The organism is Brevundimonas sp. CEF1 (assembly GCF_051353055.1).
Classification (GTDB): Bacteria; Pseudomonadota; Alphaproteobacteria; order Caulobacterales; family Caulobacteraceae; genus Brevundimonas.
Genome location: NZ_CP195593.1, coordinates 2,498,851 through 2,525,489 on the forward strand (window position 1 = coordinate 2,498,851; position 26,639 = coordinate 2,525,489).

The window sequence follows — 26,639 nt, forward strand, 5'->3', positions numbered from 1 at the left end:
GCCGCATTGGGGATTTCTGCGTGAAAACAGCTGTGGTCATGCCGGTCGGCGCGCGCTTCTGCCGCGAGCAACCGAACTCCATGGAGACAGTGGCGCGAACCCTGGCAAAGGCCGCTTCGGGGTCCGTGCGCGTTTTCTGCTGCCAGGGCGCCGACGCGCATGATGTGCCGATGGCCCAAGCCCTGCCCGCCGTCGATCGGCTCAAGGCCCTGCGTCAGGCCCTGACCGACTACCGGCCAGATGTCATTGAGTTCCACCAGCAGACCCAGCAGGCCGTCGCCCTCGCCCGGCATTTTCCCGACGCCGCTGTCACCCTCTATCGCCACAATGCGGTGAAGCCGCCGCGCCATGCCGTTGATCGGTGGCGCTATGAGCGGCGCTATGACCGCATGGACGGGCTGATCTTCGTCAGCGAGGCGGCGCGGAGCGACTTCCTGAAGGACTTTCCACGTCTGAAGGCCAAGGCCTTCGCCGTGCCCAATCCCATCGAGTTCGACCTGTGGCGCGCCCCCATCGAGAACCGCCAGCCCGTCATCGCCTTCGCCGGGCGCGCCATGCCGGAAAAGGGTGTGGACCTGATCTGCGCAGCCCTGCCCGCCGTCCTCGACCGTCACCCCGACTGGCGCGCTGTGCTGATGCTGAACGACTGGGAGCGGCACCAAGCCTGGGCTTCGCCCCACGTCGCGCCGCTGGAAAGATACGGCGAGCGCGTCGTCGTTCTGCGCTCGGCGCCTCTGGTAAAGGTGCGCGAGGTCATGCAGACGGCGGCCGTCGCCCTGACGCCCTCGGTCTGGGCCGAGCCTCTGGGCCTGACTGCGCTGGAGGCCCATGCGGCGGGCGCGGCCCTGATCTCGTCGGGACGCGGCGGACTGCGTGAGGCCAGCGGCCCGCACGCCCTCTATGTCGATGATCTGACGGCCCAGGGTCTGACCCACGCCCTTGAAACCCTGATCGACGATCCCGGCCGACGCGAAACCATGGCACGCTCGGCCCAGGCCTATGTGATGGAGGCGCACACGCCTCAGCGTCGCGCGGCGCAACTGTCCGCCCTGCGTTCGACCCTGGTCCAGTCCAAGCGGGCCAGGCGAGGTTCGCGCGGATAGCCCCTTTCTTTTGACATTATCGTCAATAAATATGAAGCCCGCCTGAGAAGGAGCGCTTCATGACCGACGCCGCCGCCTCGACCTTCCGCCCGTGGACGCCGCCACGCCGCACCCGGAGGATGAGCCTGCCGCAGTTCCTGTGGCAGAGCTGGCGCGATCCTCTGCAAATCTGGTCCGAAGCCGATTTCCGGGAGCTCTACATCGACGGCGCCTCGCCGCTGGGGCCGACCCTGGTGGTCAGCGATCCGGCCGGCGTGCGCCATGTCCTGACCGACAAGGCCGCCAACTATGAGAAGGGCGACCTGCAAAGACGGGTGTTGGGTCCCCTGCTGGCCGACGGCCTGTTGCTGACCGAGGGCTACCAATGGCGACGGGCGCGGCGCATCATGGCCCCCCTGTTCACGCCGGCCCACACGACGCGCACGGTCGAAGCGATGGACCGGGTCTGCCGCCGCCGGGTCGAGGGCTGGGGACTGGAATACGGCGCGCGGGTGCTGAACATCGACAGCGAGATGAGCGGCCTGACTTTTGACATCCTGTCGGCCACGCTGTTTTCCGACGATCTGGACGGGGATGCGGCGGGCTTCGAGAAGGCGCTGAACCACTTCCTGGCGGTCGGGGCGCGGATCAGTCCGCTGGACGCGCTGAAGGCGCCCGACTGGATACCGCGCCTGGGCCGGGTGGCGTCGGGCGGCGACGCACGCTTCTTCAAGGACAGGGTCGACGCCCTGGTGGCCCGGCGTCGGGCCCGATTGGCGCAGGGCGACGCGCCCGACGACCTGCTGACCGCCCTGCTCAGCGCCCGAGACGAGGACGGCGACGGCTCGGGCCTGTCGGACCATGAGGTGGCGTCGAATATCCTGACCTTCATCCTGGCGGGGCATGAGACCACGGCGCGAACCCTGGGCTGGACCCTGCACCTGATCAGTCGCGATCCGCGCGTGGCCGGCATTCTCAAGGCCGAAGCCGACAGCTGGGATCGCAGCGCCGGCGCCCTGCGCGACCTGCACTGGCACCGGGCGGTGATCGAGGAGGCCATGCGCCTCTTCCCGCCCGCCCCGACCATGATCCGTCAGGCCGTGGCCGACGACGTCATCGGCGGGCATGAGGTCAAGGCGGGCCAGACCGTGCTGATCGTGCCCTGGGTCATCCACCGCCACGAGAAGCTGTGGGACGAACCCGACGCCTTTCGCCCCGAACGCTTCCTGCCCGAGAACCGCAAGTCGATCGACCGCTACGCCTGGCTGCCCTTCAGCGGCGGCCCCCGCATCTGCATCGGCGCCGCCTTCGCCATGCAGGAGGCCGTGATCGCCCTGGCCGAAATCCTGAAAGCCGCCGAGGTCGAGGCCATCTCCCCGGTCGAGCCCCGCCCCGTGCATCAGGTGACCCTGCGCAGCAGCCGGACAATGCGGCTGCGGCTGCGGGCGCGGCGGGATCGGGTCGAGGCGGCTAGTCGTCGGTCGCCAGAAAGGCCGCCAATGCAGCGCGATCGCCTTTGAACAGGCGTTGAACCAGGGCGTCGACCTCGCCCCCGATATAGGTCGAACGGTTGATCAGGGGGTGATACCGCTGTCGTCCATCCTCCTTGACCGACTTGACGGCGCCCTTGTGCATGAGGCGGTTCAACAGGGTCTTGATGGTGGCGTCGGCCCAGGGCTGGACCGACTTCACCTCATCGATCAGGGAGGCAAAGGACAGCGGCCCCTTGCGCCACAGCGCGGCCAGAACCTCGGCTTCCGCCTCGGTCACCGGCACGCGCGATCCGGGCGTGGCGGGCGGCTTCAGGATTGCAGGACCGCGCGATCAATGCGCGCCTCGACCGCCCAATGACAGATGACCGCCACGACGCCGCAGAACAGGCCCAGAAAGACCAGGAAGGCGGCCTCGGCCAGACCGGGCGCCACGACATGAAACGGCTGCGGCCCTTGAGACAGGCCAATCAGGATCATCAGCCCGTTGAAGGCCCCGCCTAGCAGGCCGATCAATGGTCCGCCCAGCCGCAGCGCAGACAGGAAGGCTGAACCGCCTGACAGGTGACGTCCTGACATCAGCTTGCGCGCCGTCACCGCGACCGCCGCCACAGCCGCGACCAGCAGCAGGATCATGATCAGCTTCATCGACGGCGCCGCGTCGGCGAAGATGCCTCCTGGCGTCAGGGGCTCAGCCTGGGCGAGTGCAGGGAACGCCAGCAGGGTGAAACCCAGCGAGGCGGATACGGAACGTGCAGACATGACTTCCTCCCAAGACTACGTGCGTAGCCTTGTTAGATTACAAACGTAATCTTTACTGTCAAGCCCGAGGGATCAGACCTGCGGGATCGCCTGACTCAGCCGCCCGCCGACGCGGATGGCTTCGACGCGAACCGCCAGGCCGGTGCGGTCGTCGGTCTCGACGAAGACGCCGCAGATGGTGGCCGGGCCGCTGGCGGGGGTGTAGCGCCCGCCGGAAAGCCGGGTGGTGAAGCGGCGCAGCGGCTCTTCCTTGTCGTTGCCGATGACCGAGTCATAGTCGCAGCAGCCGCCAGCGTCGGTCTGATAGGCCGTGCCGTGGGGCAGGATCTGGGCGTCGGCGGTCGGGACGTGGGTGTGGGTGCCGACCACCAGGCTGGCGCGGCCGTCGCAGAAGTGGCCCATGCCCATCTTCTCGCTGGTCGCCTCGGCGTGCATGTCGACGATGACGGCGTCGGCGACGACGCCCAGGGGCGCGGCCTCCAGCTCGCGCTCTACGGCGCTGAAGGGGTCGTCCATCGGGTCCATGTGGACACGGCCCAGGACGTTGATGACCAGCACCCGGCGGCCGTCGGCGGTGACGAAGACATCAGCGCCGCGACCCGGCGCATCCATCAGGCGCGGATAGTTGGCAGGACGGATCAGGCGCGGCTCGCGCACGATATAGGTCAGGGCCTCGCGCTGGTCCCAGCTGTGATTGCCCAGGGTCAGGACGTCGGCCCCGGCGGCGAAGATCTCGCGCGCTGTGTTCTCGGTGATGCCGAAACCGCCTGCGGCGTTCTCGGCGTTGACCACCACGAAGTCGAGCTTGAGGTCGCGCCTCAGCCCCGGAAGGTGGTCCGAAAGTCCATCGCGCCCGGACTTGCCGACCACGTCACCGAAAAATGCCAATCTCATTGGACGGCTCTATAGCCCTTCTCGGTCAAAACGCCATGCAGGCGCATGTCGTGGGCTTCCAGCGCCAGGCGCTCGACCGCCTGACCGGCATAGGCAAAGCCGACGCGCACCGCGTTCGGCAGGACCGCGAAAGTCCGGTCGTAATAGCCCCCGCCCTGCCCCAGCCGCCCGCCGCGAGCGTCGAAGGCCAGCAGGGGCGTCAGGATCAGGTCGGGCGTCACCGTCTCGGCCAGCGGCAGGGGCGCGGGGCAGCCGGCGGCGTCCAGCTCCAGCGGCTCGCCCGGCGCCCAGGCGCGAAAGATCATGGCGGCGTCGCGCTCGATCACCACCGGCAGACACAGGCGACGGCCCGCCTGATGCAGGGCGACAGCCAGGGCGTCGGTGTCCAACTCCGACCCCATGGCGCGATAGAGGGCCACGGTCGGGCCCGACGGCAGGGCCTCGGCGTGACCCGCCGCGCGCTCGGCCGCCTCGTTGTCGACCTCGGCCAGCCGCTTGCGCAGGGCGCGCATGGAGGCGCGGAGTTCGTGTTTTGAGGTCATCACGCATCACCTTCCGCCGTCATCCTCGGGCTTGACCCGAGGATCGAGCCCACCGGCGCGCTGTAGGCCGGATAGGTCGAGCGGTCGCCCAACCCGATCCTCGGGTCAAGCCCGAGGATGACGGCAAAGGGGAGTGGGCAGGAGAGCGATAGCGCACGCTCAAGCAGCGAGGCCCCGCGGGCCGCGCGATAGCGCAAAAAGGATGAGGGTGGCGGCGCCGCGAGAGCCGTGAAGAGCGTTTTAATCCTCTCGACCTGGGTAGCCAGGTGGGCTCCATATGCCCAGGCCCTCGAGCCCGGACAGGGACAGATCCCGTAGAGTGAATTAAGGTCAGAAGGATATGTTGTCTTCGACGTGAGCCGCAGCAGGACCCGCCGTTGAGCAAGATAGGCGGTCCGGTGGGATTCAACAATGGCGAACCGCCGCGCGTCATCCCGGAAAGCGCGCAGCGCTTATCCGGGACCGCTGAAAAACGCGACGCCCTGGGCGGTCCCGGCTCTTCGCTACGCTGCGGCCGGGATGACGCTAAGCGGCGATCAGATCGTCTGACAGATCTTCTCGATGCGGGCGGCGACGGCGTTCAGGGCCTCTGCTACACCGTCGCCAGGCGGTGGCGGCGGGGCCTTCTTCGGGCCGTCGTCGACCGCCGGCCCCTGCCCGCTTTCCAGCCGCTGGCGCGCCTCGTGCAGTTCATCGGCCAGCATCAGCGAGGCCATGAGGAACAGGCGCAGGTCGCCGACATGGCCGACGTCGCCGGCGATCTGGCGCACATGGCTGTCGAACTGACGCGCCAGGATGCCGACGCGCTCTTCCTGGCCGTCGGCGCAACCCACCGCATAGGAGCGGCCGTTGACCTCTACCGTGACGGTCGCCATCAGCGCGCCTCCTGCTCGGCCAGAACCTCGCGCACGGCCTCGGCCGCGCGGCCCAGGGCCTCGGCGGCGTCGCGGCCGGCGGCCTCCAGCTCGGTGATCCGCACCAGGTCGGCGGCGTTCGACGGGCGCGGCGCGAACAGGTCGTCGTCGGTGATGGCGGGGGCGGTGGCCGGACGCGCCTTCAGCTCCAGCACCCTGCGTTCCAGCAGGGCCAGGGCCTTGTCGATGCGTGTCTTTGCGGCCGTAACGGCGTCCATTGGGGTCCTTTCGTCCAGATTCCGTATAGAACCTGTGCGCGCGTCGGGGTAAAGGCGGCGCGCCCCCGCTTTATCCTGTTCCTGAGGAAAGGTCTCGCCGTGACCGACGCCCAAGCCGCATTCGCCAAGCCTTCGCCCAAGCAGATGGCCGACGCCATCCGCGTCCTCGCCATGGACGGCGTTGAAAAGGCCAAGAGCGGCCACCCCGGCATGCCGATGGGCATGGCCGACGTCGCCACCGTCCTCTACTCGAAATTCCTGAAGTTCGACGCCAGCCGCCCCGACTGGGCCGACCGCGACCGCTTCATCCTGTCGGCGGGCCACGGCTCGATGCTGATCTACGCCCTGCTGCACCTGACCGGCTACAAGGAAGCCACCAAGGAACAGCTGGAAAACTTCCGCCAGTGGGGCTCCAAGACCGCCGGTCACCCGGAATACGGTCACCTGGCCGGGATCGAGACGACCACCGGCCCCCTAGGTCAGGGCCTGGCCACCTCGGTCGGCTTCGCCCTGGCGGAACGCCATCTGGCCGCCCGCTTCGGCAAGGATCTGGTGGACCACCGCACCTGGGTCGTCGCCGGCGACGGCTGCCTGATGGAAGGCGTCTCGCAGGAGGCCATCGCCCTGGCCGGTCGCCTGAAGCTGAACAAGCTGTGCGTCCTGTGGGACGACAATGAGATCACCATCGACGGCAAGGTGTCGCTGTCGGACGCCACCGACCAGCTGGCCCGCTTCAAGGCCTCGGGCTGGGCGGTCAAGGCCATCGACGGCCACGACTACAAGCAGATCCAGAAGGCCCTGGCCTGGGCCACCAAGCAGGACAAGCCGACGCTGATCGCCTGCAAGACCAAGATCGGCAAGGGCGCCGCCACCATGGAAGGCAGCCACAAGACCCACGGCGCCGCCCTGGGCGCCACCGAAATCGCCGCCACCCGTCAGGCCCTGCACTGGCCTTTCGCCCCGTTCGAAATGCCGGAAGGCGTCCAGAAGGCCTGGGCCAAGGTCGGCAAGCAGGGCGCCAAGACCCGCAAGGGCTGGGAAGCCCGCCTGCTGAACCACGACCAGCGCGACGACTTCACCCGCGCCATGGCCGGCGACCTGCCGACCGGCGCCTTTGAGACACTTGAAGCCAAGCTGAAGGAACTGGTCTCGACCCAGCCCGCCCTGGCCACCCGCCAGTCGTCGGGCGAGGCCCTGGAGACCGTGTTCAACGCCATCCCCGAACTGATCGGCGGCTCGGCCGACCTGACCGGCTCGAACAACACCTTCGTCAAGGACACCCAGATCCTCGACGCCCCCGACTACGCCGGTCGCTACCTGAACTACGGCATCCGCGAGTTCGGCATGGCCGCGGCGATGAACGGCCTGGCCCTGCACGGCGGCGTCATCCCCTACGGCGGCACCTTCATGGCGTTCGCGGACTACAGCCGTCCGGCCATCCGCCTGGGCGCCCTGATGGGCGTGCGCGCGATCCACGTCCTGACCCACGACTCGATCGGTCTGGGCGAAGACGGCCCGACCCACCAGCCGGTCGAGCACCTGGCGGCCCTGCGCGCCATCCCCAACCTGATGGTCTTCCGCCCCGCCGACACCGTCGAGGCGCTGGAGTGCTGGCAGGTCGCCCTGCAGCACAAGAAGACGCCGTCGGGCATGTGCCTGTCGCGTCAGAAGACCCCGGCGGTCCGTCTGACCGACGCCGGCGAGAACCTGTCGCGCAAGGGCGCCTATGAGCTGAAGGCCGCCAACGGCGTGGCGAAAGTCACCCTGTTCGGCACAGGCACCGAGGTCGCCCTGGCGCTGAAGGCTGCTGAAACGCTGGAGGCCGAAGGCGTGCCGACCCGCGTCGTCTCGGTCCCCTGCTTCGAACTGTTCGAGCAGCAGCCCAAGGCCTATCAGGACGCCGTCATCGGCCGCGGCACCGTCCGCGTCGCCGTGGAAGCCGCCATCAAGCAGGGCTGGGAACGCTTCATCGGCGAAGACGGCGGCTTTGTCGGCATGACCGGCTTCGGCGCCTCGGCCCCGGCCGAAGTCCTCTACCGCGAGTTCGGCATCACCGCCGAGGCCGTGGTCGAAGCCGCCAAGGCCCGGCTGTAAGCCTGATGCGCCGCCTCGCCCTCGTATTGAGCTTCGGCTTGTCGATGGCGGGCGGCGCAACCGCCCTCGCCGAGACCGCCCCGGCACAGACAACCGTCCCCGTGGCGGTCGAGACGCCCGTCGTCATCGGCCAGTCCTATGCCCTGCCCTCAAGCGTCATGGGCCAGACGCGCGAGATCAACGTTTGGCTGCCGCCCGGCTATGAGAACAGCGGCCAGACCTATCCCGTCCTCTATCTACTGGACGGCGGTCAGGATCAGGACTTCCACCACATCTCGGGCATCGAACAGCTGGGGACCATCGTCGGCACGACGCGCGACGTCATCGTCGTGGGCATCGCCTCGGTTGACCGCCGCAACGAGCTGGCCCTGCCGACCGAAAACGCCGAACTGATCGCCCGCTACCCGACGCAAGGGCAGTCCGAGCGTTTCCGTCGCTTCGTGTCAGACGAGGTCATGCCCTTCATCGAGGGGCGCTTGCGCACCAACGGCGAGACGGCCCTGATGGGCGAGTCCCTGGCGGGGCTTTTCGTGGTCGAGACCTTTCTGAAGGAACCGCAGATGTTCGACGCCTATGTCGCCGTCAGCCCCAGCCTGTGGTGGGACGGTGGGCGGCTGGCGCGGCAGTCGGGGGCGCATCTGCGTGACCATTCCAACGACCCGCGCACCCTGATCCTGACGCTCGGCGACGAGGGCGAGGAGATGCAGGCGCCGATGGATGTTCTGATCGCCAATCTGCGCGATCACGCCCTGCCCGGCGTCAAATGGGACTTCACCCCGCGCCCGACCGAGAGCCACGCCAGCATCTATCACGGCGCCGCGCTCGACGCCTTCCGCCGCCTCTATGCGGTTCCTGCATCATGAGCCATCTCGGCGCCGTCAGCCTGCTGGTCCGCGACTATGACGAGGCCATCGCCTTCTACGTCGGCAAGCTGGGCTTCGACCTCAGCGAAGACACCGACATGGGCGGCGCCAAGCGCTGGGTCCGCGTCACCCCCAAAGGCGGCCAGACCTCGCTTCTGCTGGCCCGCGCCGCGACGCCCAAGCAGGTGGCCCAGATCGGCGATCAGGCTGGCGGCCGCGTCTGGCTCTTCCTCTACACCGACGACCTGATGCGCGATCACGCCGCCTGGCTCAAAGCCGGCGTCGTCTTCCGCGAAACGCCCCGTCACGAGGCCTATGGCAAGGTGGTGGTCTTCGAAGACCTCTACGGCAACGCCTGGGACCTGATCGAACCCGCTACCGGAGCCTGAGCCATGAAGATCGGCACGCCGCTTACCGACCACGCCACCCGCGTCATGCTGCTCGGCTCGGGCGAGCTGGGCAAGGAGGTGGCCATCGAGCTGCAGCGTCTGGGCGCCGAGGTGATCGCGGTGGACCGCTACGCCAACGCTCCGGCCATGCAGGTGGCGCACCGCAGCCACGTCATCCCCATGACCGATCCTCAGGTGCTGAACGGGATCATCATGGCCGAGGCCCCGCACATCATCGTGCCGGAAATCGAGGCCATCGCCACCGACGCCCTGGCGGCGATTGAGGCGGCGGGTATGGCTCGCGTCATCCCCACCGCCCGCGCCACCCAGCTGACCATGAACCGCGAGGGCATCCGCCGTCTGGCCGCCGAGGAGCTGGGTCTGCCGACCAGCCCCTACACCTTTGCGGGCAGCACCGAGGAACTGGCGGCGGGCGCCGAGGCCGTCGGCTTCCCCTGCTTCGTCAAGCCGGTCATGTCGTCCTCGGGCAAGGGCCAGTCCTATGTCGAAAGCGCCGATCAGGTCGCCGATGCCTGGGCCTACGCCGAGGCCTCGGGCCGGGTCGCGGGCGGCCGGGTCATCGTAGAGGGCAAGATCGACTTCGACTATGAGATCACCCTGCTGACCGTGCGGTCTTTGCGCGACGGCGCCGTCCGCACGGACTTCTGCGCCCCCATCGGCCATCGCCAGCAGAAGGGCGACTATGTCGAGAGCTGGCAGCCGCAGATCATGAGCGAGGCTGCGCTGAAGGCCGCTCAGGATATCGCGGGCAAGGTCACGGATGCGCTGGGCGGTCTCGGGGTCTTCGGCGTCGAACTGTTCGTGACGGGCGACAAGGTCTGGTTCTCGGAGGTCTCGCCGCGCCCGCACGACACCGGACTGGTGACGCTGGCCACCCAGACCATGAGCGAGTTCGCCCTGCACGCCCGCGCCATCCTCGGCCTGCCGGTGGACGTCACCCTGCGCGAGCCGGGCGCCAGCGCCGTCATCTACGGCGGTCTGGAGGCCGAGGGCGTGGTCTATGAGGGCGTGGCCGAGGCCCTGTCGGTGCCGACCGCCGACCTGCGCCTGTTCGGCAAGCCGGAAGCCTTTGAGCGTCGCCGCATGGGCGTGGCTCTGGCGCGCGGCGCCGACACGGATCAGGCGCGCGAGCGCGCGGCCGAGGCTGCGGGCAAGGTGCGGGTGGTCAAGCCCTGACCCACCCCTGCTCCGTCATCCTCGGGCTTGACCCGAGGATCGAGCGAAGCGGCGCGCTCTGCCTCGCCAATGTCGCGCAGGCGGATAATCCGATCCTCGGGTCAAGCCCGAGGATGACGGCGAGTGGGTGACAGACCGCGTCGGAGCCTCAAAACCCGCCGCAAAGCTTGCCCTGACTGTAAAATAAAGGCGCCGACCTTCGACTTTAGTCGGTTGGCGCCGAGGCCCTAACGGGTTCAGAAATGCCGAAAGGTCGCACGTAGTCGGCCCGGAGGACCGTTTCGCCATGGGCAAGCTCAAGACCGCGCTAATTTTTGGCGCCATAGCCATATTGGGGGCCATCGCCCTCGCCGTCATCGCCCTGCATCAGGGCGAGAGCATCAGCGCCGTCTGGATCGTGGTGGCGGCGCTCTGCGTCTACGCCATCGCCTACCGCTTCTACGCCCGCTACCTGGCCGGAAAGGTCATGGGGCTGAACGCGAAACGGCCCACGCCGGCGGTTCGTCATAACGACGGGCTGGACTATGTGCCGACGCCCCGCAACGTCCTGTTCGGCCACCATTTCGCGGCCATCGCGGGCGCAGGGCCTCTGGTCGGGCCGGTGCTGGCGGCGCAGATGGGCTATCTGCCCGGCGTGCTGTGGATTCTGGTCGGCGCGGTTCTGGCCGGCGCGGTGCAGGACATGATGGTCCTGTTCATGTCCACGCGGCGCGACGGTCGCTCGCTGGGCGACATGGTCCGCACCGAAATGGGCCCCATCCCCGGCATCATCGCCCAGGTCGGCGTGCTGATGATCATGGTCATCATTCTGGCGGTTCTGGCCCTGGTCGTGGTCAAAGCCCTGGCTGAAAGCCCGTGGGGCACCTTCACGGTGGCCGCCACCATCCCCATCGCCGTCTTCATGGGCCTCTACACCCGCTATCTGCGGCCCGGCCGCGTGGGCGAGGTCTCGGTCATCGGCGTGGTCCTGCTGATCCTGGCCATCATCGGCGGCGGACATATCGCGGCTGACCCCTTCTGGGGTCCGGCCTTCACCCTGTCGGGCACGACGCTCGCCCTGGCCATGATGGCCTATGGCTTCGTCGCCTCGGTCATTCCGGTCTGGCTGCTGCTGGCGCCGCGCGACTACCTGTCCACCTTCCTCAAGATCGGCGCCATCCTGGCCCTGGCCGTCGGCATCCTGATCGTGCGCCCGCACGTCCAGATGCCCGCTATCACCCCCTTCATCGACGGCACCGGCCCGGTCTTCTCCGGCGCTCTCTTCCCCTTCCTCTTCATCACCATCGCTTGCGGCGCCGTCTCGGGCTTCCACGCCCTGATCTCGTCGGGCACCACGCCCAAGCTGCTGGAGAATGAGAACCAGATCCCGCTGATCGGCTATGGCGCCATGCTGTGCGAAAGCTTCGTGGCCATCATGGCCCTGATCGCCGCCACCGTGCTGGACCCGGCCGTCTATTTCGCCATGAACAGCCCGGTCAGCATCATCGGTGACAATGCGGCGTCCGCCGCCGCCGCCGTGGCCCAGTGGGGTTTCCACATCACCCCTGGCGAGCTGGAGCAACTGGCCCGCGACGTGGGCGAGCACTCCATCCTGTCGCGCGCGGGCGGCGCCCCGACCCTGGCCGTCGGCATGGCCCACATCCTGTCGGGCATCATCGGCGGCAAGGCCATGATGGCCTTCTGGTACCACTTCGCCATCCTGTTCGAGGCCCTGTTCATCCTGACCACGGTCGACGCCGGCACCCGCGTCTGCCGCTTCATGATCCAGGACCTGCTGGGCGTGGCCGTGCCCAAGATGCGTGAGACCAAGTCCTGGACCGCCAACGTCGTGGCCACGGCTCTGACGGTCAGCCTGTGGGGCTATTTCCTCTATACCGGCGTGGTCGATCCTCTGGGCGGCATCAACAGCCTGTGGCCGCTGTTCGGAATCGCCAACCAGATGCTGGCCGCCGTCGCCCTGATCCTGGGCACGGTCGTCCTGTTCAAGATGAAGCGCGAGCGTTTCGCCTGGGCCACGGCGGTTCCGGCGGTCTGGCTGCTGATCTGCACCCTGACGGCGGGCTTCCAGAAGCTGCTGCACCCCGACGTCAAGATCGGCTTCCTGGCCCACGCCCGGAAGTATCAGGACGCCCTGGCCGCCGGCGACATCCTGGCCCCGGCCAAGACGGCGGGCGACATGCACCGGATCATCATCAACGACTACGTCAACTCGGCCCTGACGGCGGGCTTCCTGTTCGTGGTCCTGACCATGGTGGTCTATGGCGTGCGCGCCTGCCTCAAGGCCCGTCAGAACAGCCAGCCCACCGTGGTCGAGCAACCCGCCGCCCACGAGCTGACTCTGGAGGACGAAGCCATGGACGCGGCCCGTGCCTAGGCCCTCGCCCGCATCCCCAGAACCGGCTGGCGGCGCAGACCTGCTCTGCGTCTGCCGCGACACCCTGGTGCGGTGGGGTAAGGACGCCCGCCGCACCGCCAGCCTCATGGTCGGCCAGCCCGACTATGAGGCCTATGTCGCCCACGCCGAGGCGACCCACCCCGAGCAGCCGCCGCTGGACCGCACAGCCTTCTTCCGCCTGCATGAGGCGCGACGCTTCGGCGCCGGCGGCGCCTTCCGCTGCTGCTGAGGCGACCTTACCGCGAGTTCACTCGCCAAGACGGGGCGGCGGCATAAGCTGACGGGCATGAAAGCGCCCGTCTTCATCGCCGCCCTGCTCCTCGCCGCCTCGCCCGCACTAGCGCGACAGGCCGAGACCCCCGCCGCGCCTCGCGTCGTCGTCGGCCAGATCGCCGCCGCCATCCGCGACGCCTATTTCGACCCCGCCAAGGCCGAGACCATCGCTGCAGCGCTGGAAGCCGAGGCCGCCCAGGGCCGCTACGACGGCCTGACCGATCCGCGCGACCTGGAGACGGCGCTGACCGCGCGGCTCGAGCCCTACGACCAGCATTTCAGCGTGGGCCGTCCCGCCCCCTCGACGCCCGCCGCCGCCACGCCGGCGACTTCATCTGGCCTCTCCCCCGTGCCCTTCCCCGTCGTCGCCGCGCGGGGCGGCCAGGGCTTCCGCGCGGTCCAGATCCTGCCCGGCAATGTCGGCCTGATCGACATGAGGATGTTCTCCCATTTCGAGGGAGGCGAGGACCTGGCGCGCCGTCAGGCCGACGCCGCCCTGCAGATGGTGTCGGGCGCCGACGCCGTCATCTTCGACCTGCGCAACAACGGCGGCGGTTCGCCCGCCATGGTCGGCTATCTGGTCAGCGCCTTCGTCGGGCCGGACGCCGACGTCTATAACCGCTTCCATTCCCGCGACGGCGAAGCCAGCGAGGCCCCCGCCCAGCCCTACGCCGCCCCCCGCGTGGATGTGCCGGTCTATGTCCTGATCAGCGGCCGCACCGGCTCGGCGGCCGAGGCCTTCGCCTACACCCTGCAGGCCGCCAAGCGCGCCGTCGTCGTCGGCGAGACCTCAGGCGGCGCGGCCAATCCGGGCGGTCCCGTCTTCACCCCCTCGGGCTATCGCGTCTTCATCTCCACCGGCTCTCCGACCAACCCTCTGACCGGCGCCAACTGGGAAAAGGTCGGCGTCCGCCCCGACGTGGCCGTGCCCGCCGAAGACGCACTGGAAACCGCCTGGAAGGCCGCGCTCGCAGCCCAGTCCAACGCCACGCCCGCCGCCGCGACCGAGGCCGCCTGGGTCCGCGAAGCCCTGGACGCCAAGCCCGCCGCGTTCGACGCCGCCCCATACCTGGGCGCCTATGGCGGCTCCGTGGTGCAGGCCGGCGATGACGGCCTGACGTGGAAGAACGAGCGCCGTCCGGCCTGGCGGCTGCGCCCCCTGTCGCCCGACCTCTTCTTCGACGCGGACGAGCCCTATCGCCGCATCCGCTTCGTCCGCGACGAGGCGGGGCGCGTCACGGCGCTGGAGGTTCTGGACAGTCAGACGGGCGTCAGCCGCCTGCTGCGACGCTCCGCCTAGGTCGGCTTTCCGTTACAGGCGATCACACCTTGTTACGGCGACGGGGTTGCAACCGCGCGCGCTCCGTCCCACTAAGGCGCCAATCATAACCGCCCTCGTTCAGGAGACCTCCCCCATGACCGTTCGCGTCGCCATCAACGGCTTCGGCCGCATCGGCCGCCTCGTGCTTCGCTCGATCGTCGAGCATGGCCGCAAGGACATCGAGGTCGTGGCGATCAACGACCTGGGTCCGGTCGAGACCAACGCCCACCTGCTGCGCTATGACTCGGTGCACGGCCGGTTCCCCGGCACCGTGACCTCGGGCGAGGACTGGATCGACGTCGGCACCGGCAAGATCAAGGTCACCGCCGAGCGCGACCCGGCCAACCTGCCGCATGCCGAGCTGAAGGTGGACATCGCCTTCGAGTGCACCGGCATCTTCACCTCCAAGGACAAGGCCTCGGCCCACCTGAAGGCCGGCGCCAAGCGCGTCCTGGTCTCGGCCCCCGCCGACAACGCCGACAAGACCATCGTCTTCAAGGTCAACCATGAGACCCTGACCGCCGACGACATCGTCGTGTCGAACGGCTCGTGCACCACCAACGCCCTGGCCCCGGTGGCCAAGGTGCTGAACGATCTGTTCGGCATCGAGCGCGGCTACATGACCACCATCCACGCCTACACCGGCGACCAGCCGACGCTGGATACGATGCACAAGGACCCGTACCGCGGTCGCGCCGCCGCCCTGTCGATGATCCCGACCTCGACCGGCGCCGCCAAGGCCCTGGGCCTGGTCCTGCCTGAACTGAAGGGCAAGCTGGACGGCTCGTCGATCCGCGTCCCGACCCCGAACGTCTCGGTCGTGGACCTGAAGGTCGTCGCCGCCCGCGACGTGACCGTCGAGGAAATCAACGCCGCCCTGCAAGCCGCCGCTGACGGCGCCATGAAGGGCGTTCTGGCCACGACGACCGACCCGCTGGTCTCGATCGACCTGAACCACATCGCCGCTTCGTCGACCGCAGCCCTGCCCCAGACGCAGGTCGTCGACGGCAAGCTGGCCCGCGTCCTGACCTGGTACGACAACGAGTGGGGCTTCGCGACCCGCATGGCCGACACCGCCCTGGTGATGGCCAAGTTCCTGTAAGAACCAATGCTGAGCCCTCTCCCACTGGGAGAGGGCTTGAGCGCCCAAGAGCCGAAGGCGATTGGCTGCGCGAAAGGGTGAGGGTCGGCGGCCATGACTGTGGAACGCACCGCCTTCGCCCGCACGCTTCGACAAAAATCCGGCCTTGCCGAGCAGCGCGTTTGGGCTTTGCTGCGTAGCGGACGGATCGACGACCACAAGTTCCGTCGCCAGCATCCGATCAGTCGATATGTCGCGGATTTCGCCTGCGACCGCTTGAGGCTGGTGATCGAAATCGACGGCGGGGTCCATGATCGGGACGAGGTCGTGACAAGCGATCACCTCAGACAGACCGATCTGGAAGCCTTGGGGTGGACTGTCCTGCGCTTCACCAACGCCCAAGTATTGAGCGAACCTGAAGCCCTGGCCTCCGCTGTTCGTGCACACGCCCGCTTGAACACGCCCTGACCACGGCTTACGCCGACTTATACGTTCGACCCTCATCCGGCCCTGCGGGCCACCTTCTCCCACTGGGAGAAGGAAGACCTGGAACTTCATCATGACCTTCCGCACCCTCGACGACGCCGCTGACCTGTCCGGCCAGACCGCTCTGGTCCGCGTGGACTTCAACGTGCCGATGGAGGGCGGCAAGGTCACCGACGACACCCGTCTGAAGGCCGCCCTGCCGACCATCCACCGCCTGCGCGAAGCCGGCGCCAAGGTGGTGCTGCTGGCCCACTTCGACCGGCCCAAGGGCGAGCGCGTGGCCTCGATGAGCCTGCGTCCCGTGGTCGAGCCGCTGGAACTGCTGCTGCACGGCCCGGTGCGCTTCGCCGACGACTGCGTGGGCGATGAGGCCAAGGCGGCCGTGGCCGACCTCGACGCCGGCGGCGTGCTGCTGCTGGAGAACGTCCGCTTCCACAAGGGCGAGGAAAAGAACGACCCGGCCTTCGCCGCGCAGCTGGCGGAACTGGGCGACCTCTATGTCAACGACGCCTTCTCGGCGGCGCACCGCGCCCACGCCTCGACCGAGGGTCTGGCCCGCCTGCTGCCCGCCTATGCCGGTGAAGCCATGAAGCGCGAACTTCAGGCCCTCGACGCCGCCCTGGGCAGCCCGCAGAAGCCGGTCATCGGCATCGTCGGCGGCGCCAAGGTCTCGACCAAGCTGGACCTGCTGAAGAACCTGGTCGCCAAGCTGGACTATCTGGCCATCGGCGGCGGCATGGCCAACACCTTCCTGCACGCGCAGGGCGTCGATGTCGGCGGTTCGCTGTGCGAGAAGGACCTGGCCGACACCGCGCTCGAGATCATCGAGGAAGCCCGTCAGAAGGGCTGCGAACTGCTGTTGCCGGTCGACGTCGTGGTCGCCAAGGGCGTGAAGCCGGGCATCGAATCGGGCGTGCGCGCACTGGACCGCATCGCCGCCGACGACCTGATCCTGGACGCCGGTCCTGAAACCGTCGCCCGCCTGGCGCGCGCCATGGACCTGTCCAAGACCCTGATCTGGAACGGCCCGCTGGGCGTGTTCGAGGTCCCGCCCTTCGACAAGGCCACCGTGGCCGCCGCCAAGCACGCCGCCGAACTGGCCCACGCCGGCAAGCTGGTCGCCGTGGCCGGCGGCGGCGACACCGTCGCGGCCCTGAACCACGCGGGCACGGCCGACGACATGACCTTCGTCTCCACCGCGGGCGGCGCCTTCCTGGAATGGATGGAAGGCAAGGTCCTGCCGGGCGTCGAGGCCCTGCGCGCCTGACCTGACCTCTTCTCGGCATTGCCAACGCCGCCTCCCCTGGAGGCGGCGTTTTCTTTGCCACAGACTTCACAGAACGCCGGATTGGTCCTGTTACACGGCGTGACTTCCCCGCCCTGCCGGGCTAAAGCCTCAGCAAAATAATACCGGCTCAGGAGACTACCCATGGCGCGCATCACGCTGCGACAGTTGCTCGATCACGCGGCGGAAAACGATTACGGCCTGCCCGCCTACAACATCAACAACATGGAGCAGGGTCTGGCGATCATGGAGGCGGCCCACGAGGTCAACGCCCCGGTCATCATCCAGGCCTCGCGCGGCGCCCGCAGCTACGCCAACGACATCATCCTGGCCAAGCTGATCGACGGCCTGGCCGAACTGTATCCGCACATCCCGGTCTGCATGCACCAGGACCACGGCAACGGCCCGGCCACCTGCGCCACCGCCATCCAGTACGGCTTCACCTCGGTGATGATGGACGGCTCGCTGGAAGAAGACGCCAAGACCCCCGCTTCGTATGAATACAACGTCGACGTCACCCGTCGCGTCACCGAAATGGCCCACTCGTGCGGCGTCTCGGTCGAGGGTGAACTGGGCGTTCTGGGTTCGCTGGAAACCGGCATGGGCGAGGCCGAAGACGGCCACGGCTTCGAAGGCAAGCTGGACCACTCGCAACTGCTGACCGACCCGGATCAGGCCGTCGACTTCGTCAAGGCCACCAAGGTCGACGCCCTGGCCATCGCCATGGGCACCTCGCACGGCGCCTACAAGTTCACGCGTCAGCCGGACGGCGACGTCCTGGCCATGAACGTGATCGAGGAAATCCACCGTCGCCTGCCCAACACCCACCTGGTGATGCACGGATCAAGCTCGGTGCCGCAGGATCTGCAGGACATCATCAACGCCTACGGCGGCCAGATGCCCCAGACCTGGGGCGTGCCGGTCGAGGAAATCCAGCGCGGCATCAAGCACGGCGTGCGCAAGATCAACATCGACACCGACAATCGCATGGCCATCACCGGCGCCATCCGCAAGGTCCTGGCCGAGAAGCCCAGCGAGTTCGACCCGCGCGCCTATCTGAAGCCCGCCAAGGAAGCCATGAAGAAGCTGTGCATCGAGCGCTATCAGCAGTTCGGCTGCGAAGGCCAGGCCTCCAAGATCAAGCCCCTGTCGACCGCCCAGATGGCCAAGCTCTACGCCGCCGGCGACCTGGACCCGCGCATCGGCTGATCAAGCCCCAGAGATCTCCTCCCCACTCGTGGGGAGGGGGACCGCGTAGCGGTGGAGGGGGCGACGCAAACATCAGCCGTTAAGTCGCCCCCTCCGTCTCGTCGGCTATCGCCGTCGATCCACCTCCCCATCGCTTCGCGACAGGGAGGAGAGCTCCAATCACCACACCCCGTAGCGCCCGCCGATCATGCCGATCACCATCCGGGCCTCGATCCGGGCGTGGTGCAGATCGTCTTCCGACTGCCTGGCGTCCCGGCGGGCGTCGCGGATTTCGTCGCGCACTTCACGAATGCGGTCGCGGATGCGCTGGCGCTGCTCATCCGTCAGGCCTTCCTGACGCAGTTCGCGCTGCTTGGCCTCCAGCTTGTCCTCGCGGTCGTCGATGCGGCTGATGGCCGAGTTCAGCGCGCTTTCCGCCGAGGACACCGCCTGCTCGACCACATAGATTCGTCGCCCGTCCTCATAGGCCGGCAGGAAGTCGCGCTCCTCGGCCGGCGAACAGACGCCCCCGTAGCTGTTGCCCTGCCGTCCCTGCCGGAAGCCACTCTCCCACGTGCAATAGGTCCGCAGCCCGTCGTCTCGCGCCGACAGATAGGCGCCGGGATTGGCCTCCACCCCGAACTTGGCGCAGGCCTGGGCGTGGTCATGCAGACGGCTGGTCCGATAGCCCGACAGCCCGTCCTGATAGCCCTTCTCGCCCCAGGCGCCCGCCAGGCACTGTTCCTTGGTCATGGTGGTGCAACCGGCCAGAAGCGCCACGCCCGTCGCGGCGACAGCAGCAGCGATCACAATCCTCATGTCCCTCTCCCAACAGCTTGACCGCTGCAGTGGACGACATGACGACCCGCCCCGCAAGCCATGCTATCTCGCCCTATGGCCGATGAACCTTTGCTGACGGAAGACGACGACGCGGAAATGCTCGAGGCGCGCATCGACGCGCCCGGCGTCCGTCTGGACAAGGCCCTGGCCGCCGCCTTCCCGACCCTGTCGCGCGCCCGGCTGCAAGCCCTGCTGGCCGAGGGCGCCGTCACCCGCGACGGCCAGCCGATCACCAGCGGCTCGGCCAAGGCGCAACCGGGCCTCTACGCCGTCATCCTGCCGCCCGTCGCCCCGGCCACGCCCCTGCCCGAGGCCATTCCCCTGACCGTCCTTTACGAGGACGCCGACCTGATCGTCATCGACAAGGCGCCGGGCATGGCCGCCCACCCGGCGCCCGGCTGCGAGACCGGCACCCTGGTCAACGCCCTGCTGGCCCACTGCGGCGCTGGGCTGTCGGGCATAGGCGGCGTGGCCCGCCCCGGCATCGTCCACCGCCTGGACAAGGACACCTCGGGCGTCATGGTCGCCGCCAAGACCGACCGCGCCCACCAGGGCCTGTCCGCTCTGTTCGCGACCCACGACATCGAGCGCACCTACATCGCCCTGACACGCGGCTCGCCCACGCCGGAGAAAGGACGCATCCAGACCCTGATCGGCCGCTCGCCCCACGACCGCAAGAAGATGGCCGTGCTCAAGGGCGGCGGCCGCGAAGCCATCACCGACTATGTGGTGCAAAAGACCTTCGGCCAGCCCGCCAAGGCCTCCGGCGCCCCCATGGCCGCCCGCGTCGCCTGCACCCTGCACACCGGCCGCACCCACCAGATCCGCGTCCATCTGGCCTCCAAGGGCTCGCCCCTGCTCGGCGATCCCGTCTATGGCTCGGGCAGCCCCGCCGCCCCGGTCCGCGCCGCCGTCGCCGAAGCCGGTCTAACCCGACAGGCCCTGCACGCCGCCGTCCTCGGCTTCGTCCACCCGGTGACCGGCGAGGCCCTGCGCTTCGAAACCGCCCTGCCCGAGGACATGCAGCGTCTGGAAGCGTTTCTGGCCGAGCTCTAGGCCACCCGCGTCAGACGCACCGCCATCCACTTCCGTCCCGGCAGGGTCAGCGTCGGCCGCGCCGGATCGTGGAAGAAGTATTTCGTGTCCTTCTGCGCCAGGGTGAAGACGCCGGGCACGGCTTCGACCGTCATGTTCCAGGTATCGATGACGTCGGCCCGGAAACGCTCGCCGCCGGCGATCTCGTCGCGCGGCACGTCCACCGCCCATTCGCTCGGGGCGTCATCGCCGAAATAACGCAGGTAGTAATGACCCGGCACGCCGCCGAGGTGCTGCTCCCACCACTTGTCGATCGGCTCGATCCCCGGACGCGGCCCCGCCTCCATGATCGACTTGAGGAAGGCCAGCCTCGGCGCGCTCTCGCCACGCAGTTCGCCGCCCTCGCCCAGCCAGAACTCGCCGCCCTCGACGGGGAAGCACTCCGAATGGCCGACATAGGCGCCGGCGATCAGGCCATGCCAGAAGGCGCGCACCATCTGCGGGCCGGTCAGATTGCCCCAGCGTTCGCTCAGAGAGCCCTCGTAGCAGACCTCGTCAAAGATCACGGCCTTCTGCCAGACGCTGCGATAGGTCTCGGCCCGTGCGTCATCCAGAACGGCGGACCCGTTCTGGATGCTGGAATGAGTCACCCAGGGCTTGCCGTTGTCGTACAGCCGCCGCCAGTTGTGGATCGACCTCAGCCGGCCATAGGGGTCGCTGGCCTGCACCACCTGGAACAGACGGTCCCAGTCCGCATCCGTCTTGGTCTTCAGGATGTCGAACTCATTGGCCATCGACCACCAGACGTTCCGATAGGCCGCCAACCGCGCCACGACATAGCGGAGATAGCGATCATCCGCCTCGGCCGGCATCTCGTCGAAGCCATACCGGCCGTCATAGGGATGGAACAGGATGACGTCTGCCTCGATCCCCAGCGCACCCAGCGCGGCGACACAGGCCTCCAGTCGTTGGAAATAGGCCGGGTTGAACCGCGTCAGATCCCAATCCTTGTCGCCCGGCCCGGTCTTCTCGAAGGGGAACAGAGCCTCGTTGGTCTTCACCGAGGCGTTGGGGAAGACCAGCATCCGCATCTTGTTGAACGGCGCGGCCTTCAGCGTTTCCAGCGTCTGCGCCCGCTTGGCCGCCGGCTGGTGCGTCCAGCCATAGGCTGTGGTGCCGATCTGGCGGTAGGGCGTGCCGTCCGCATGGGCGAAGTGATAGGTCTCGACCACCCCGACGGGACCGTGGTTGCCAGGGCCAGGATCCACGACCTCGAAACGCCCCTGCTTGCCATTCAGGGCCGCTAGCGGGCTTTCAGAGGTCCAGCGCCACGCGCCGGTCTCAGGCGGCGAGAACCGAATGCGCCACACCCCGTCGCCGTCGTAGAAGCCCGGCGCGCGCATCGTCGTCCGGCCGTCCGTGAAAACCCCGACCACCTCGACCTCGAAGGGATTGGCCGAGGCCGCTCCCTGCAGCGCGACTTCAAACAGCCCCCAGCGCTCAACCCGCCGTGACGGCGCCTCGGCCCTCGCCGCCCCTGCCAGTCCCAGAGCCGCCGCGCTGACGATCGCGCCCCTGCGCGTCATGTCGTGCGTCATTCACCCCTCCCCAGAAGCAATTGTCCACCGGTGTCATACAAAAGACGCGCCGGCGTTAGCAAGCGCGTCAACCTGCCACGTCGCGCCCCTTGAACAGCAACAGTAAGTGTTCTATATGGAGTTCACCCGGAACGGGTGGCTTGGGAGCCACAGTCACGCCTTCGTGTGACGATCCGCCCCTACACAAGGCGGCAACCCATACCCATCTGGATCGGTTGAGGGGTGAGGCGATGGCGCACGCATGTGGTCATGGCCGCGACGCCTGCTCTTGCTTTTGGTCGGAGGGACCACGTCTCATGGCTAACTCGACGCTCGCGGTAATGTCGCCTGAACAGGGACTGTCGCGCTATCTCACGGAAATCCGTAAGTTTCCGATGCTCACCAAGGACGAGGAGTTCATGCTCGCCAAGCGTTGGAGCGAGCATCAGGATCCCGAAGCGGCCCACCGCCTCGTCACCTCTCACCTTCGTCTCGTGGCCAAGATCGCCATGGGGTATCGCGGCTACGGCCTGCCGATCGGCGAAGTGATCTCAGAGGGCAACGTCGGCCTGATGCAGGCCGTCAAGAAATTCGATCCCGACAAGGGCTTCCGCCTGGCCACCTACGCCATGTGGTGGATCCGCGCCTCGATCCAGGAATACATCCTGCGCTCCTGGTCCCTCGTGAAGATGGGCACCACCGCCGCGCAGAAGAAGCTCTTCTTCAACCTGCGCAAGGCCAAGAGCCAGATTTCGGCCTTTGAAGAAGGCGACCTGCACCCCGAACACCTCGCCGCCATCGCCACCAAGCTGGGCGTGACCGAGGAAGAGGTCACCAACATGAACCGCCGTCTCGGCGGCGACGCCTCGCTGAACGCGCCCCTGCGCGCCGACGGCGAAAGCGAGTGGCAGGACTGGCTGGCCGACGACGATGCGGTGTCTCAGGAAACGGCCCTGGCCGACTCCGAGGAAAAATCCATCCGCATGAGCCTGCTCGAAGAAGCCATGCAGGAGCTGACCGAGCGCGAGAAGCACATCCTCACGGAACGCCGCCTCAAGGACGACCCGGTCACGCTCGAAGAACTCGCCGGCCAGTACGGCGTGTCGCGCGAGCGCGTGCGTCAAATCGAGGTCCGCGCCTTCGAGAAGCTGCAAAAGGCCATGCGCGCCGCCGCCGAAGAGCGGAATCTGGTCGACGCCTAAGCGATCAAGCAGCCGAAGGCGGTAGCGTAAATAGACGGATGAGCCTCAGCCCGCTCGAGACAGGCTCTCGGGCGGCGCCAGCGCCAGGACTGCGCCGATCGGACCGGCCAGGATCGCCTTGGTCGGCGCGCCTCCGGCCAGGCTGGTTTCCAGCCCCGCCGCCGCAATGGCCAGCGAGGCGTCGCCGGTCTTGATGGCCAGGGCCTTCAGCGTCTCGGCCTGCTGCTTGATGGCGCGCACCGCCTGCATGGGATCAGTGTCGAACTGGGCCAGGGCCGAGGCCAGAATCCGCATGGCCTGATCCTTGACCGCCACCACGGCTTCCGCCGCCGACGCCGGCTTGTCCGCCTTGCGCTTGCCCGGTCCCGCGTAGTCGTCGGAGTTGAAGCGCCGACGGTCCGGCCCGATGTAGCCCACCGCCTCAACCCAGTCGCGCGGCTTGGTGGCCAGGTTCTCGACCCGGCGGAACAGGTCGCCGCTGGTGAAAGGCTTTCTCAGAAACTCGTGCACGCCGGAATCCCGCGCGCCCTTGATGGTGCTGGCGGTGGCTTCGGCGGTCACCATGATAATCGGCACGCGACGGCACGACAGGCTGGATCGGCGGATACGTCGCACCAGCCCCTCGCCATCCAGGCGCGGCCCTGACCGCTCGGTCAGGATCAGTCCCGGCTCCATCTCACGCGCCAGATCAATCACCCGCGCCTCATCGCCCTCGACCGCGACATCGCGCGACCCAAAGCCCTTCAACAGGTCGGACAGCAGCCGCGCGGCGGCAGGATTGGGATCGACGATCAGCACCCGGCGCACGACCGGAGCGATCCTCTGCATTGTCTTGGCGTCTAAGGCGAACACGGCTCGGCTCCATCTGGAGCCCAAAACGTAAACTCAGGGGGTTAAGGGGCCGTTTCCCTTATCGGGACACAGCCCCCTGACCTCAGGCTCACCCCTGGAAGGGGTCGCGCATCAGGATGGTGTCGTCCCGCTCGGGGCTGGTCGACAGCAGGGCCACCGGCGCCCCGATCAGTTCCTCGATCCGACGCACATATTTCAGCGCATGGGCGTTCAGGTCCTTGAAGGTGCGGACCCCGGCGGTGCTCTCGTTCCAGCCTTCCAGCTCCTCGAACACCGGCTCGGCCGAGGCCTGATCCTTCAGGCTCGACGGCAGGTAGTCCAGCACCTCGCCGTTGATGCGATAGCCGACGCAGATCTTCAGCGTCTTCAGACCGTCCAGCACGTCGAGTTTCGTCAGGGCGATGCCGTCGATGCCGTTGATGGCTACCGACTGGCGCACCAGAACCGCATCGAACCAGCCGCAGCGACGCGCCCGGCCCGTGTTGACGCCGACCTCGCGGCCCACGACCGCCAGATGCTCGCCGACCTCGTCGTTCAGTTCACAGGCGAAGGGGCCTTCGCCGACGCGGGTCGTATAGGCCTTGACGATGCCCAGCACGTATCCGACGCCGCGCGGCCCGATGCCCGAGCCCGCCGCCGCCTGACCGGCCACGGTGTTCGACGACGTCACATAGGGGTAGGTGCCGTGATCCACGTCCAGGAAGGCGCCCTGCGCCCCCTCGAACAGCACGCGCTTACCATCCTTCTGGGCCTGATCCAGCACGCGCCAGGCCGGCTTGACGTAGGGCAGGATCTTCGGCGCGATCTCCAGCAGTTGCGCCAGCAGGGCCGCCGGGTCGATCGGCTCCAGCCCCAGGCCCGCGCGCAGCGGGTCGTGGTGTGAGCGCAGACGGTCGATCTTGATCTTCAGGTCGTCTTCGTTGGCCAGGTCGCAGACGCGGATGGCGCGACGGCCCACCTTGTCCTCATAGGCCGGGCCGATGCCACGGCCGGTCGTGCCGATCTTGGCGCCCGGCGCGCTGGCGGCGGCCTCGCGCGCCACGTCCAGGGCCGGGTGGATCGGCAGGATCAGGCAGGCGTTGTCGGCGATGGTCAGGATGTCGGGGGTGATAGCCACGCCCTGGGCCTGGATCTTCTCGATCTCGCCGACCAGATGCCAGGGGTCCACGACCACGCCATTGCCGATGATCGAGGGCTTGCCCTGCACCACGCCCGACGGCAGCAGCGCCAGCTTGTAGACCTTGCCGTCGACGACCAGGGTATGGCCGGCGTTATGGCCGCCCTGGAACCGGACGACCATGTCGGCGCGATTGGACAGCCAGTCCACAATCTTGCCCTTGCCCTCGTCGCCCCATTGGGCGCCGACCACTGCGACGTTAGCCAAGACCGTTTCTCCGCAATCCAGAATGCGGTGGGAGCCTATAGCCCCTGAATCGTCAGGAGTCCCCCCAAGGAAACAGATTTATCCGCCCAGCTCGCCAACCGCCGTCGCAAACGCCCATTCCAGCCACGGCGTCGCTGCAACCACATCCGCCGTCTCGACCGTGCAGCCGCACCACAGACGCAGGCCCGGCGGCGCATAGCGGTGCGGCTCCATGTCGAACACCGCCTCCTCGCCTTCCAGCAGGGCCTTGAACCGTTTGACGAACGTCTTCTGTCCCGCCTCGTCCATCGCCGCGATGCGCGGATCGGTGAATTTCAGGCAGACCGAGGTGGTCGAGCGCACTTCGGGCCGATCCGGCAGGAAGGCGATCCAGTCGGTCCGCTCCACCCATTCCGCCAGGGCCGCATAGTTCCGATCCGTGCGGCGGATCAGTTCCTTCAACCCTCCCACGTCCCTGGCCCACTCCAGGGCGTCGATCCAGTCCTCGATGGTCAGGATCGAGAAGGTGTTGATCACCACCCCGTCCGCCAGCGTCCGGTCAAAACCCTTCTTGTCGGTCAGGCGCAGCACCTTGGGGATCGACCGTTCAGGCCGATAACTGTCCAGCCGCGCCACGGCGCGCGGCGACAGCACCATGACGCCGATGCCCGCCTCGCCGCCCAGCGCCTTCTGGAAGCTGAAGGTGGTCACATCCAGCTTGTCCCACGGCAGGTCCATGGCAAAGGCCGCCGAGGTCGCGTCGCAGATGGTCAGCCCCTCGCGGTCGTCGGACACCCAGTCGACGTTGTCCACGCGCACGCCCGAGGTCGTGCCGTTCCACGGAAACACCACATCCTTCTTGGGATCGACCTGGGTCATGTCCGGCAGCTCGCCCCAGGGCGCCGTCAGCACCTCGGGCTCCAGCTTCAGGTGGTCGCGCACGTCCGTCGCCCAGACCTGGCCAAAATTCTCATAGGCCACGACCTGGACCGGCCGCTCGCCCAGCATCCCCCACAGCGCCGCCTCGACCGCGCCCGTGTCCGACCCCGGCGTATAGAGCAGCACGTAATCTTCGGGCGGGCTCAGCACCTCGCGCGTCAGCTGCAAGCCATAGCTGAACCGCTCCACCACTTCCGGCGCGCGGATGCCGCGCCCCAGCAGGTTGGTCGGCAGCCCCTCCAGCGACCACCCCGGACGCTTGGCCGTCGGACCGGCGGAAAACCACGGGCGAGCAGGCTTGGCGTCAGGCTTAGTCGCGGCTTGGGCGATCATGGCGTCGTCGGTCCTTGGGGAGGA

General features: G+C 67.9%; 26 protein-coding genes and 1 other RNA gene. 15 read left to right on the forward strand and 12 right to left on the reverse strand.

What is annotated here, in order from left to right; all coding sequences use genetic code 11:
• Window positions 1-20 precede the first annotated feature (20 nt).
• Entirely contained in the window at window positions 21-1,103 is a 1,083-nt protein-coding gene (locus tag ACR9FL_RS12715; protein ID WP_436355839.1) for a glycosyltransferase family 4 protein, read from the forward strand.
• Between the two features lie 59 nt (window positions 1,104-1,162).
• Window positions 1,163-2,602, forward strand: a complete 1,440-nt coding sequence (locus ACR9FL_RS12720) for a cytochrome P450 (protein WP_436355840.1) — start codon at window positions 1,163-1,165, stop codon at window positions 2,600-2,602.
• Here the strand turns inward: ACR9FL_RS12720 and ACR9FL_RS12725 are convergent.
• From ACR9FL_RS12725 to ACR9FL_RS12755, 7 genes are all read right to left on the reverse strand, one after another.
• Window positions 2,553-2,858, reverse strand: coding sequence for a BlaI/MecI/CopY family transcriptional regulator (locus ACR9FL_RS12725; protein WP_296175276.1), 306 nt, complete (start codon window positions 2,856-2,858; stop codon window positions 2,553-2,555). The genes ACR9FL_RS12720 and ACR9FL_RS12725 overlap by 50 nt on opposite strands.
• A gap of 26 nt (window positions 2,859-2,884) precedes the next feature.
• The gene (locus ACR9FL_RS12730) at window positions 2,885-3,334 is read right to left on the reverse strand and encodes a MotA/TolQ/ExbB proton channel family protein (RefSeq protein ID WP_296175274.1); all 450 of its coding nucleotides are present in this window, start codon (window positions 3,332-3,334) and stop codon (window positions 2,885-2,887) included.
• Window positions 3,335-3,406: 72 nt separating this feature from the next.
• Complete coding sequence (locus ACR9FL_RS12735; RefSeq protein ID WP_436355841.1) at window positions 3,407-4,228, reverse strand: TIGR00282 family metallophosphoesterase; 822 nt, start codon at window positions 4,226-4,228, stop codon at window positions 3,407-3,409.
• Entirely contained in the window at window positions 4,225-4,770 is a 546-nt protein-coding gene (locus ACR9FL_RS12740) for a 5-formyltetrahydrofolate cyclo-ligase (RefSeq protein ID WP_436355842.1), read from the reverse strand. Before ACR9FL_RS12740 ends, ACR9FL_RS12735 begins: the two co-directional genes overlap by 4 nt.
• A 210-nt stretch (window positions 4,771-4,980) precedes the next feature.
• Window positions 4,981-5,141: non-coding RNA, 6S RNA (gene ssrS / locus ACR9FL_RS12745), on the reverse strand.
• A gap of 165 nt (window positions 5,142-5,306) precedes the next feature.
• Window positions 5,307-5,645 carry a cell division protein ZapA gene (locus ACR9FL_RS12750; protein WP_436355843.1) on the reverse strand — a complete coding sequence of 113 codons (339 nt, stop codon included), beginning with the start codon at window positions 5,643-5,645 and terminating at the stop codon, window positions 5,307-5,309.
• Window positions 5,645-5,902, reverse strand: coding sequence for a hypothetical protein (locus tag ACR9FL_RS12755; protein WP_105563939.1), 258 nt, complete (start codon window positions 5,900-5,902; stop codon window positions 5,645-5,647). The genes ACR9FL_RS12750 and ACR9FL_RS12755 overlap by 1 nt, the downstream gene beginning before the upstream one ends.
• 144 nt (window positions 5,903-6,046) lie before the next feature.
• On the opposite strand from ACR9FL_RS12755, the gene tkt reads away from it, so the two are divergent.
• From tkt to fba, 11 genes are all read left to right on the forward strand, one after another.
• A complete protein-coding gene (gene tkt / locus ACR9FL_RS12760; RefSeq protein ID WP_436358158.1) occupies window positions 6,047-7,996 on the forward strand; it encodes a transketolase in 1,950 nt (649 codons plus the stop codon).
• A gap of 5 nt (window positions 7,997-8,001) precedes the next feature.
• Entirely contained in the window at window positions 8,002-8,859 is an 858-nt protein-coding gene (locus ACR9FL_RS12765; protein WP_436355844.1) for an alpha/beta hydrolase, read from the forward strand.
• Window positions 8,856-9,248: a VOC family protein gene (locus ACR9FL_RS12770; RefSeq protein ID WP_436355845.1), complete on the forward strand. Its 393-nt coding sequence runs from the start codon at window positions 8,856-8,858 to the stop codon at window positions 9,246-9,248. Before ACR9FL_RS12765 ends, ACR9FL_RS12770 begins: the two co-directional genes overlap by 4 nt.
• Before the next feature lie 3 nt (window positions 9,249-9,251).
• The gene (purT, locus tag ACR9FL_RS12775) at window positions 9,252-10,445 is read left to right on the forward strand and encodes a formate-dependent phosphoribosylglycinamide formyltransferase (RefSeq protein ID WP_436355846.1); all 1,194 of its coding nucleotides are present in this window, start codon (window positions 9,252-9,254) and stop codon (window positions 10,443-10,445) included.
• Between the two features lie 286 nt (window positions 10,446-10,731).
• Window positions 10,732-12,819 (forward strand): carbon starvation CstA family protein, encoded by a 2,088-nt coding sequence (locus tag ACR9FL_RS12780; protein WP_436355847.1) that lies wholly within the window; start codon window positions 10,732-10,734, stop codon window positions 12,817-12,819.
• Complete coding sequence (locus ACR9FL_RS12785) at window positions 12,812-13,069, forward strand: YbdD/YjiX family protein (protein WP_436355848.1); 258 nt, start codon at window positions 12,812-12,814, stop codon at window positions 13,067-13,069. The genes ACR9FL_RS12780 and ACR9FL_RS12785 overlap by 8 nt, the downstream gene beginning before the upstream one ends.
• Before the next feature lie 57 nt (window positions 13,070-13,126).
• Window positions 13,127-14,413 carry a S41 family peptidase gene (locus ACR9FL_RS12790; protein WP_436355849.1) on the forward strand — a complete coding sequence of 429 codons (1,287 nt, stop codon included), beginning with the start codon at window positions 13,127-13,129 and terminating at the stop codon, window positions 14,411-14,413.
• A 115-nt stretch (window positions 14,414-14,528) separates the two neighbouring features.
• Window positions 14,529-15,536 carry a type I glyceraldehyde-3-phosphate dehydrogenase gene (gene gap / locus ACR9FL_RS12795; RefSeq protein ID WP_296175252.1) on the forward strand — a complete coding sequence of 336 codons (1,008 nt, stop codon included), beginning with the start codon at window positions 14,529-14,531 and terminating at the stop codon, window positions 15,534-15,536.
• Between the two features lie 99 nt (window positions 15,537-15,635).
• Entirely contained in the window at window positions 15,636-15,983 is a 348-nt protein-coding gene (locus ACR9FL_RS12800) for an endonuclease domain-containing protein (protein ID WP_436355850.1), read from the forward strand.
• 91 nt (window positions 15,984-16,074) lie between these two features.
• On the forward strand, window positions 16,075-17,268 hold the full coding sequence (locus ACR9FL_RS12805; RefSeq protein ID WP_436355851.1) for a phosphoglycerate kinase: 1,194 nt from the start codon (window positions 16,075-16,077) through the stop codon (window positions 17,266-17,268).
• 162 nt (window positions 17,269-17,430) lie between these two features.
• Complete coding sequence (fba, locus tag ACR9FL_RS12810) at window positions 17,431-18,495, forward strand: class II fructose-bisphosphate aldolase (RefSeq protein WP_436355852.1); 1,065 nt, start codon at window positions 17,431-17,433, stop codon at window positions 18,493-18,495.
• Between the two features lie 159 nt (window positions 18,496-18,654).
• On the opposite strand, the gene ACR9FL_RS12815 is transcribed toward fba, so the two are convergent.
• Window positions 18,655-19,293 (reverse strand): DUF2799 domain-containing protein, encoded by a 639-nt coding sequence (locus tag ACR9FL_RS12815; protein WP_436355853.1) that lies wholly within the window; start codon window positions 19,291-19,293, stop codon window positions 18,655-18,657.
• 75 nt (window positions 19,294-19,368) lie between these two features.
• On the opposite strand from ACR9FL_RS12815, the gene ACR9FL_RS12820 reads away from it, so the two are divergent.
• Window positions 19,369-20,370 (forward strand): RluA family pseudouridine synthase, encoded by a 1,002-nt coding sequence (locus ACR9FL_RS12820; RefSeq protein WP_436355854.1) that lies wholly within the window; start codon window positions 19,369-19,371, stop codon window positions 20,368-20,370.
• Here the strand turns inward: ACR9FL_RS12820 and ACR9FL_RS12825 are convergent.
• Window positions 20,367-21,947, reverse strand: a complete 1,581-nt coding sequence (locus ACR9FL_RS12825; RefSeq protein WP_436355855.1) for a DUF5605 domain-containing protein — start codon at window positions 21,945-21,947, stop codon at window positions 20,367-20,369. The genes ACR9FL_RS12820 and ACR9FL_RS12825 overlap by 4 nt on opposite strands.
• 296 nt (window positions 21,948-22,243) lie before the next feature.
• Between ACR9FL_RS12825 and rpoH the strand changes: the two genes are divergently transcribed.
• On the forward strand, window positions 22,244-23,128 hold the full coding sequence (rpoH, locus tag ACR9FL_RS12830; protein ID WP_296176546.1) for an RNA polymerase sigma factor RpoH: 885 nt from the start codon (window positions 22,244-22,246) through the stop codon (window positions 23,126-23,128).
• Between the two features lie 45 nt (window positions 23,129-23,173).
• Here rpoH and ACR9FL_RS12835 read toward each other — a convergent pair whose 3' ends face one another.
• The 3 genes from ACR9FL_RS12835 to ACR9FL_RS12845 all read right to left on the reverse strand — a co-directional run bounded on the left by ACR9FL_RS12835 (window position 23,174) and on the right by ACR9FL_RS12845 (window position 26,615).
• Window positions 23,174-23,956 (reverse strand): response regulator, encoded by a 783-nt coding sequence (locus tag ACR9FL_RS12835; RefSeq protein ID WP_436355856.1) that lies wholly within the window; start codon window positions 23,954-23,956, stop codon window positions 23,174-23,176.
• A 112-nt stretch (window positions 23,957-24,068) separates the two neighbouring features.
• Entirely contained in the window at window positions 24,069-25,364 is a 1,296-nt protein-coding gene (locus ACR9FL_RS12840; protein ID WP_296176542.1) for an adenylosuccinate synthase, read from the reverse strand.
• Between the two features lie 78 nt (window positions 25,365-25,442).
• Window positions 25,443-26,615, reverse strand: coding sequence for a phosphoserine transaminase (locus tag ACR9FL_RS12845; protein ID WP_436355857.1), 1,173 nt, complete (start codon window positions 26,613-26,615; stop codon window positions 25,443-25,445).
• Window positions 26,616-26,639: the final 24 nt, after the last annotated feature.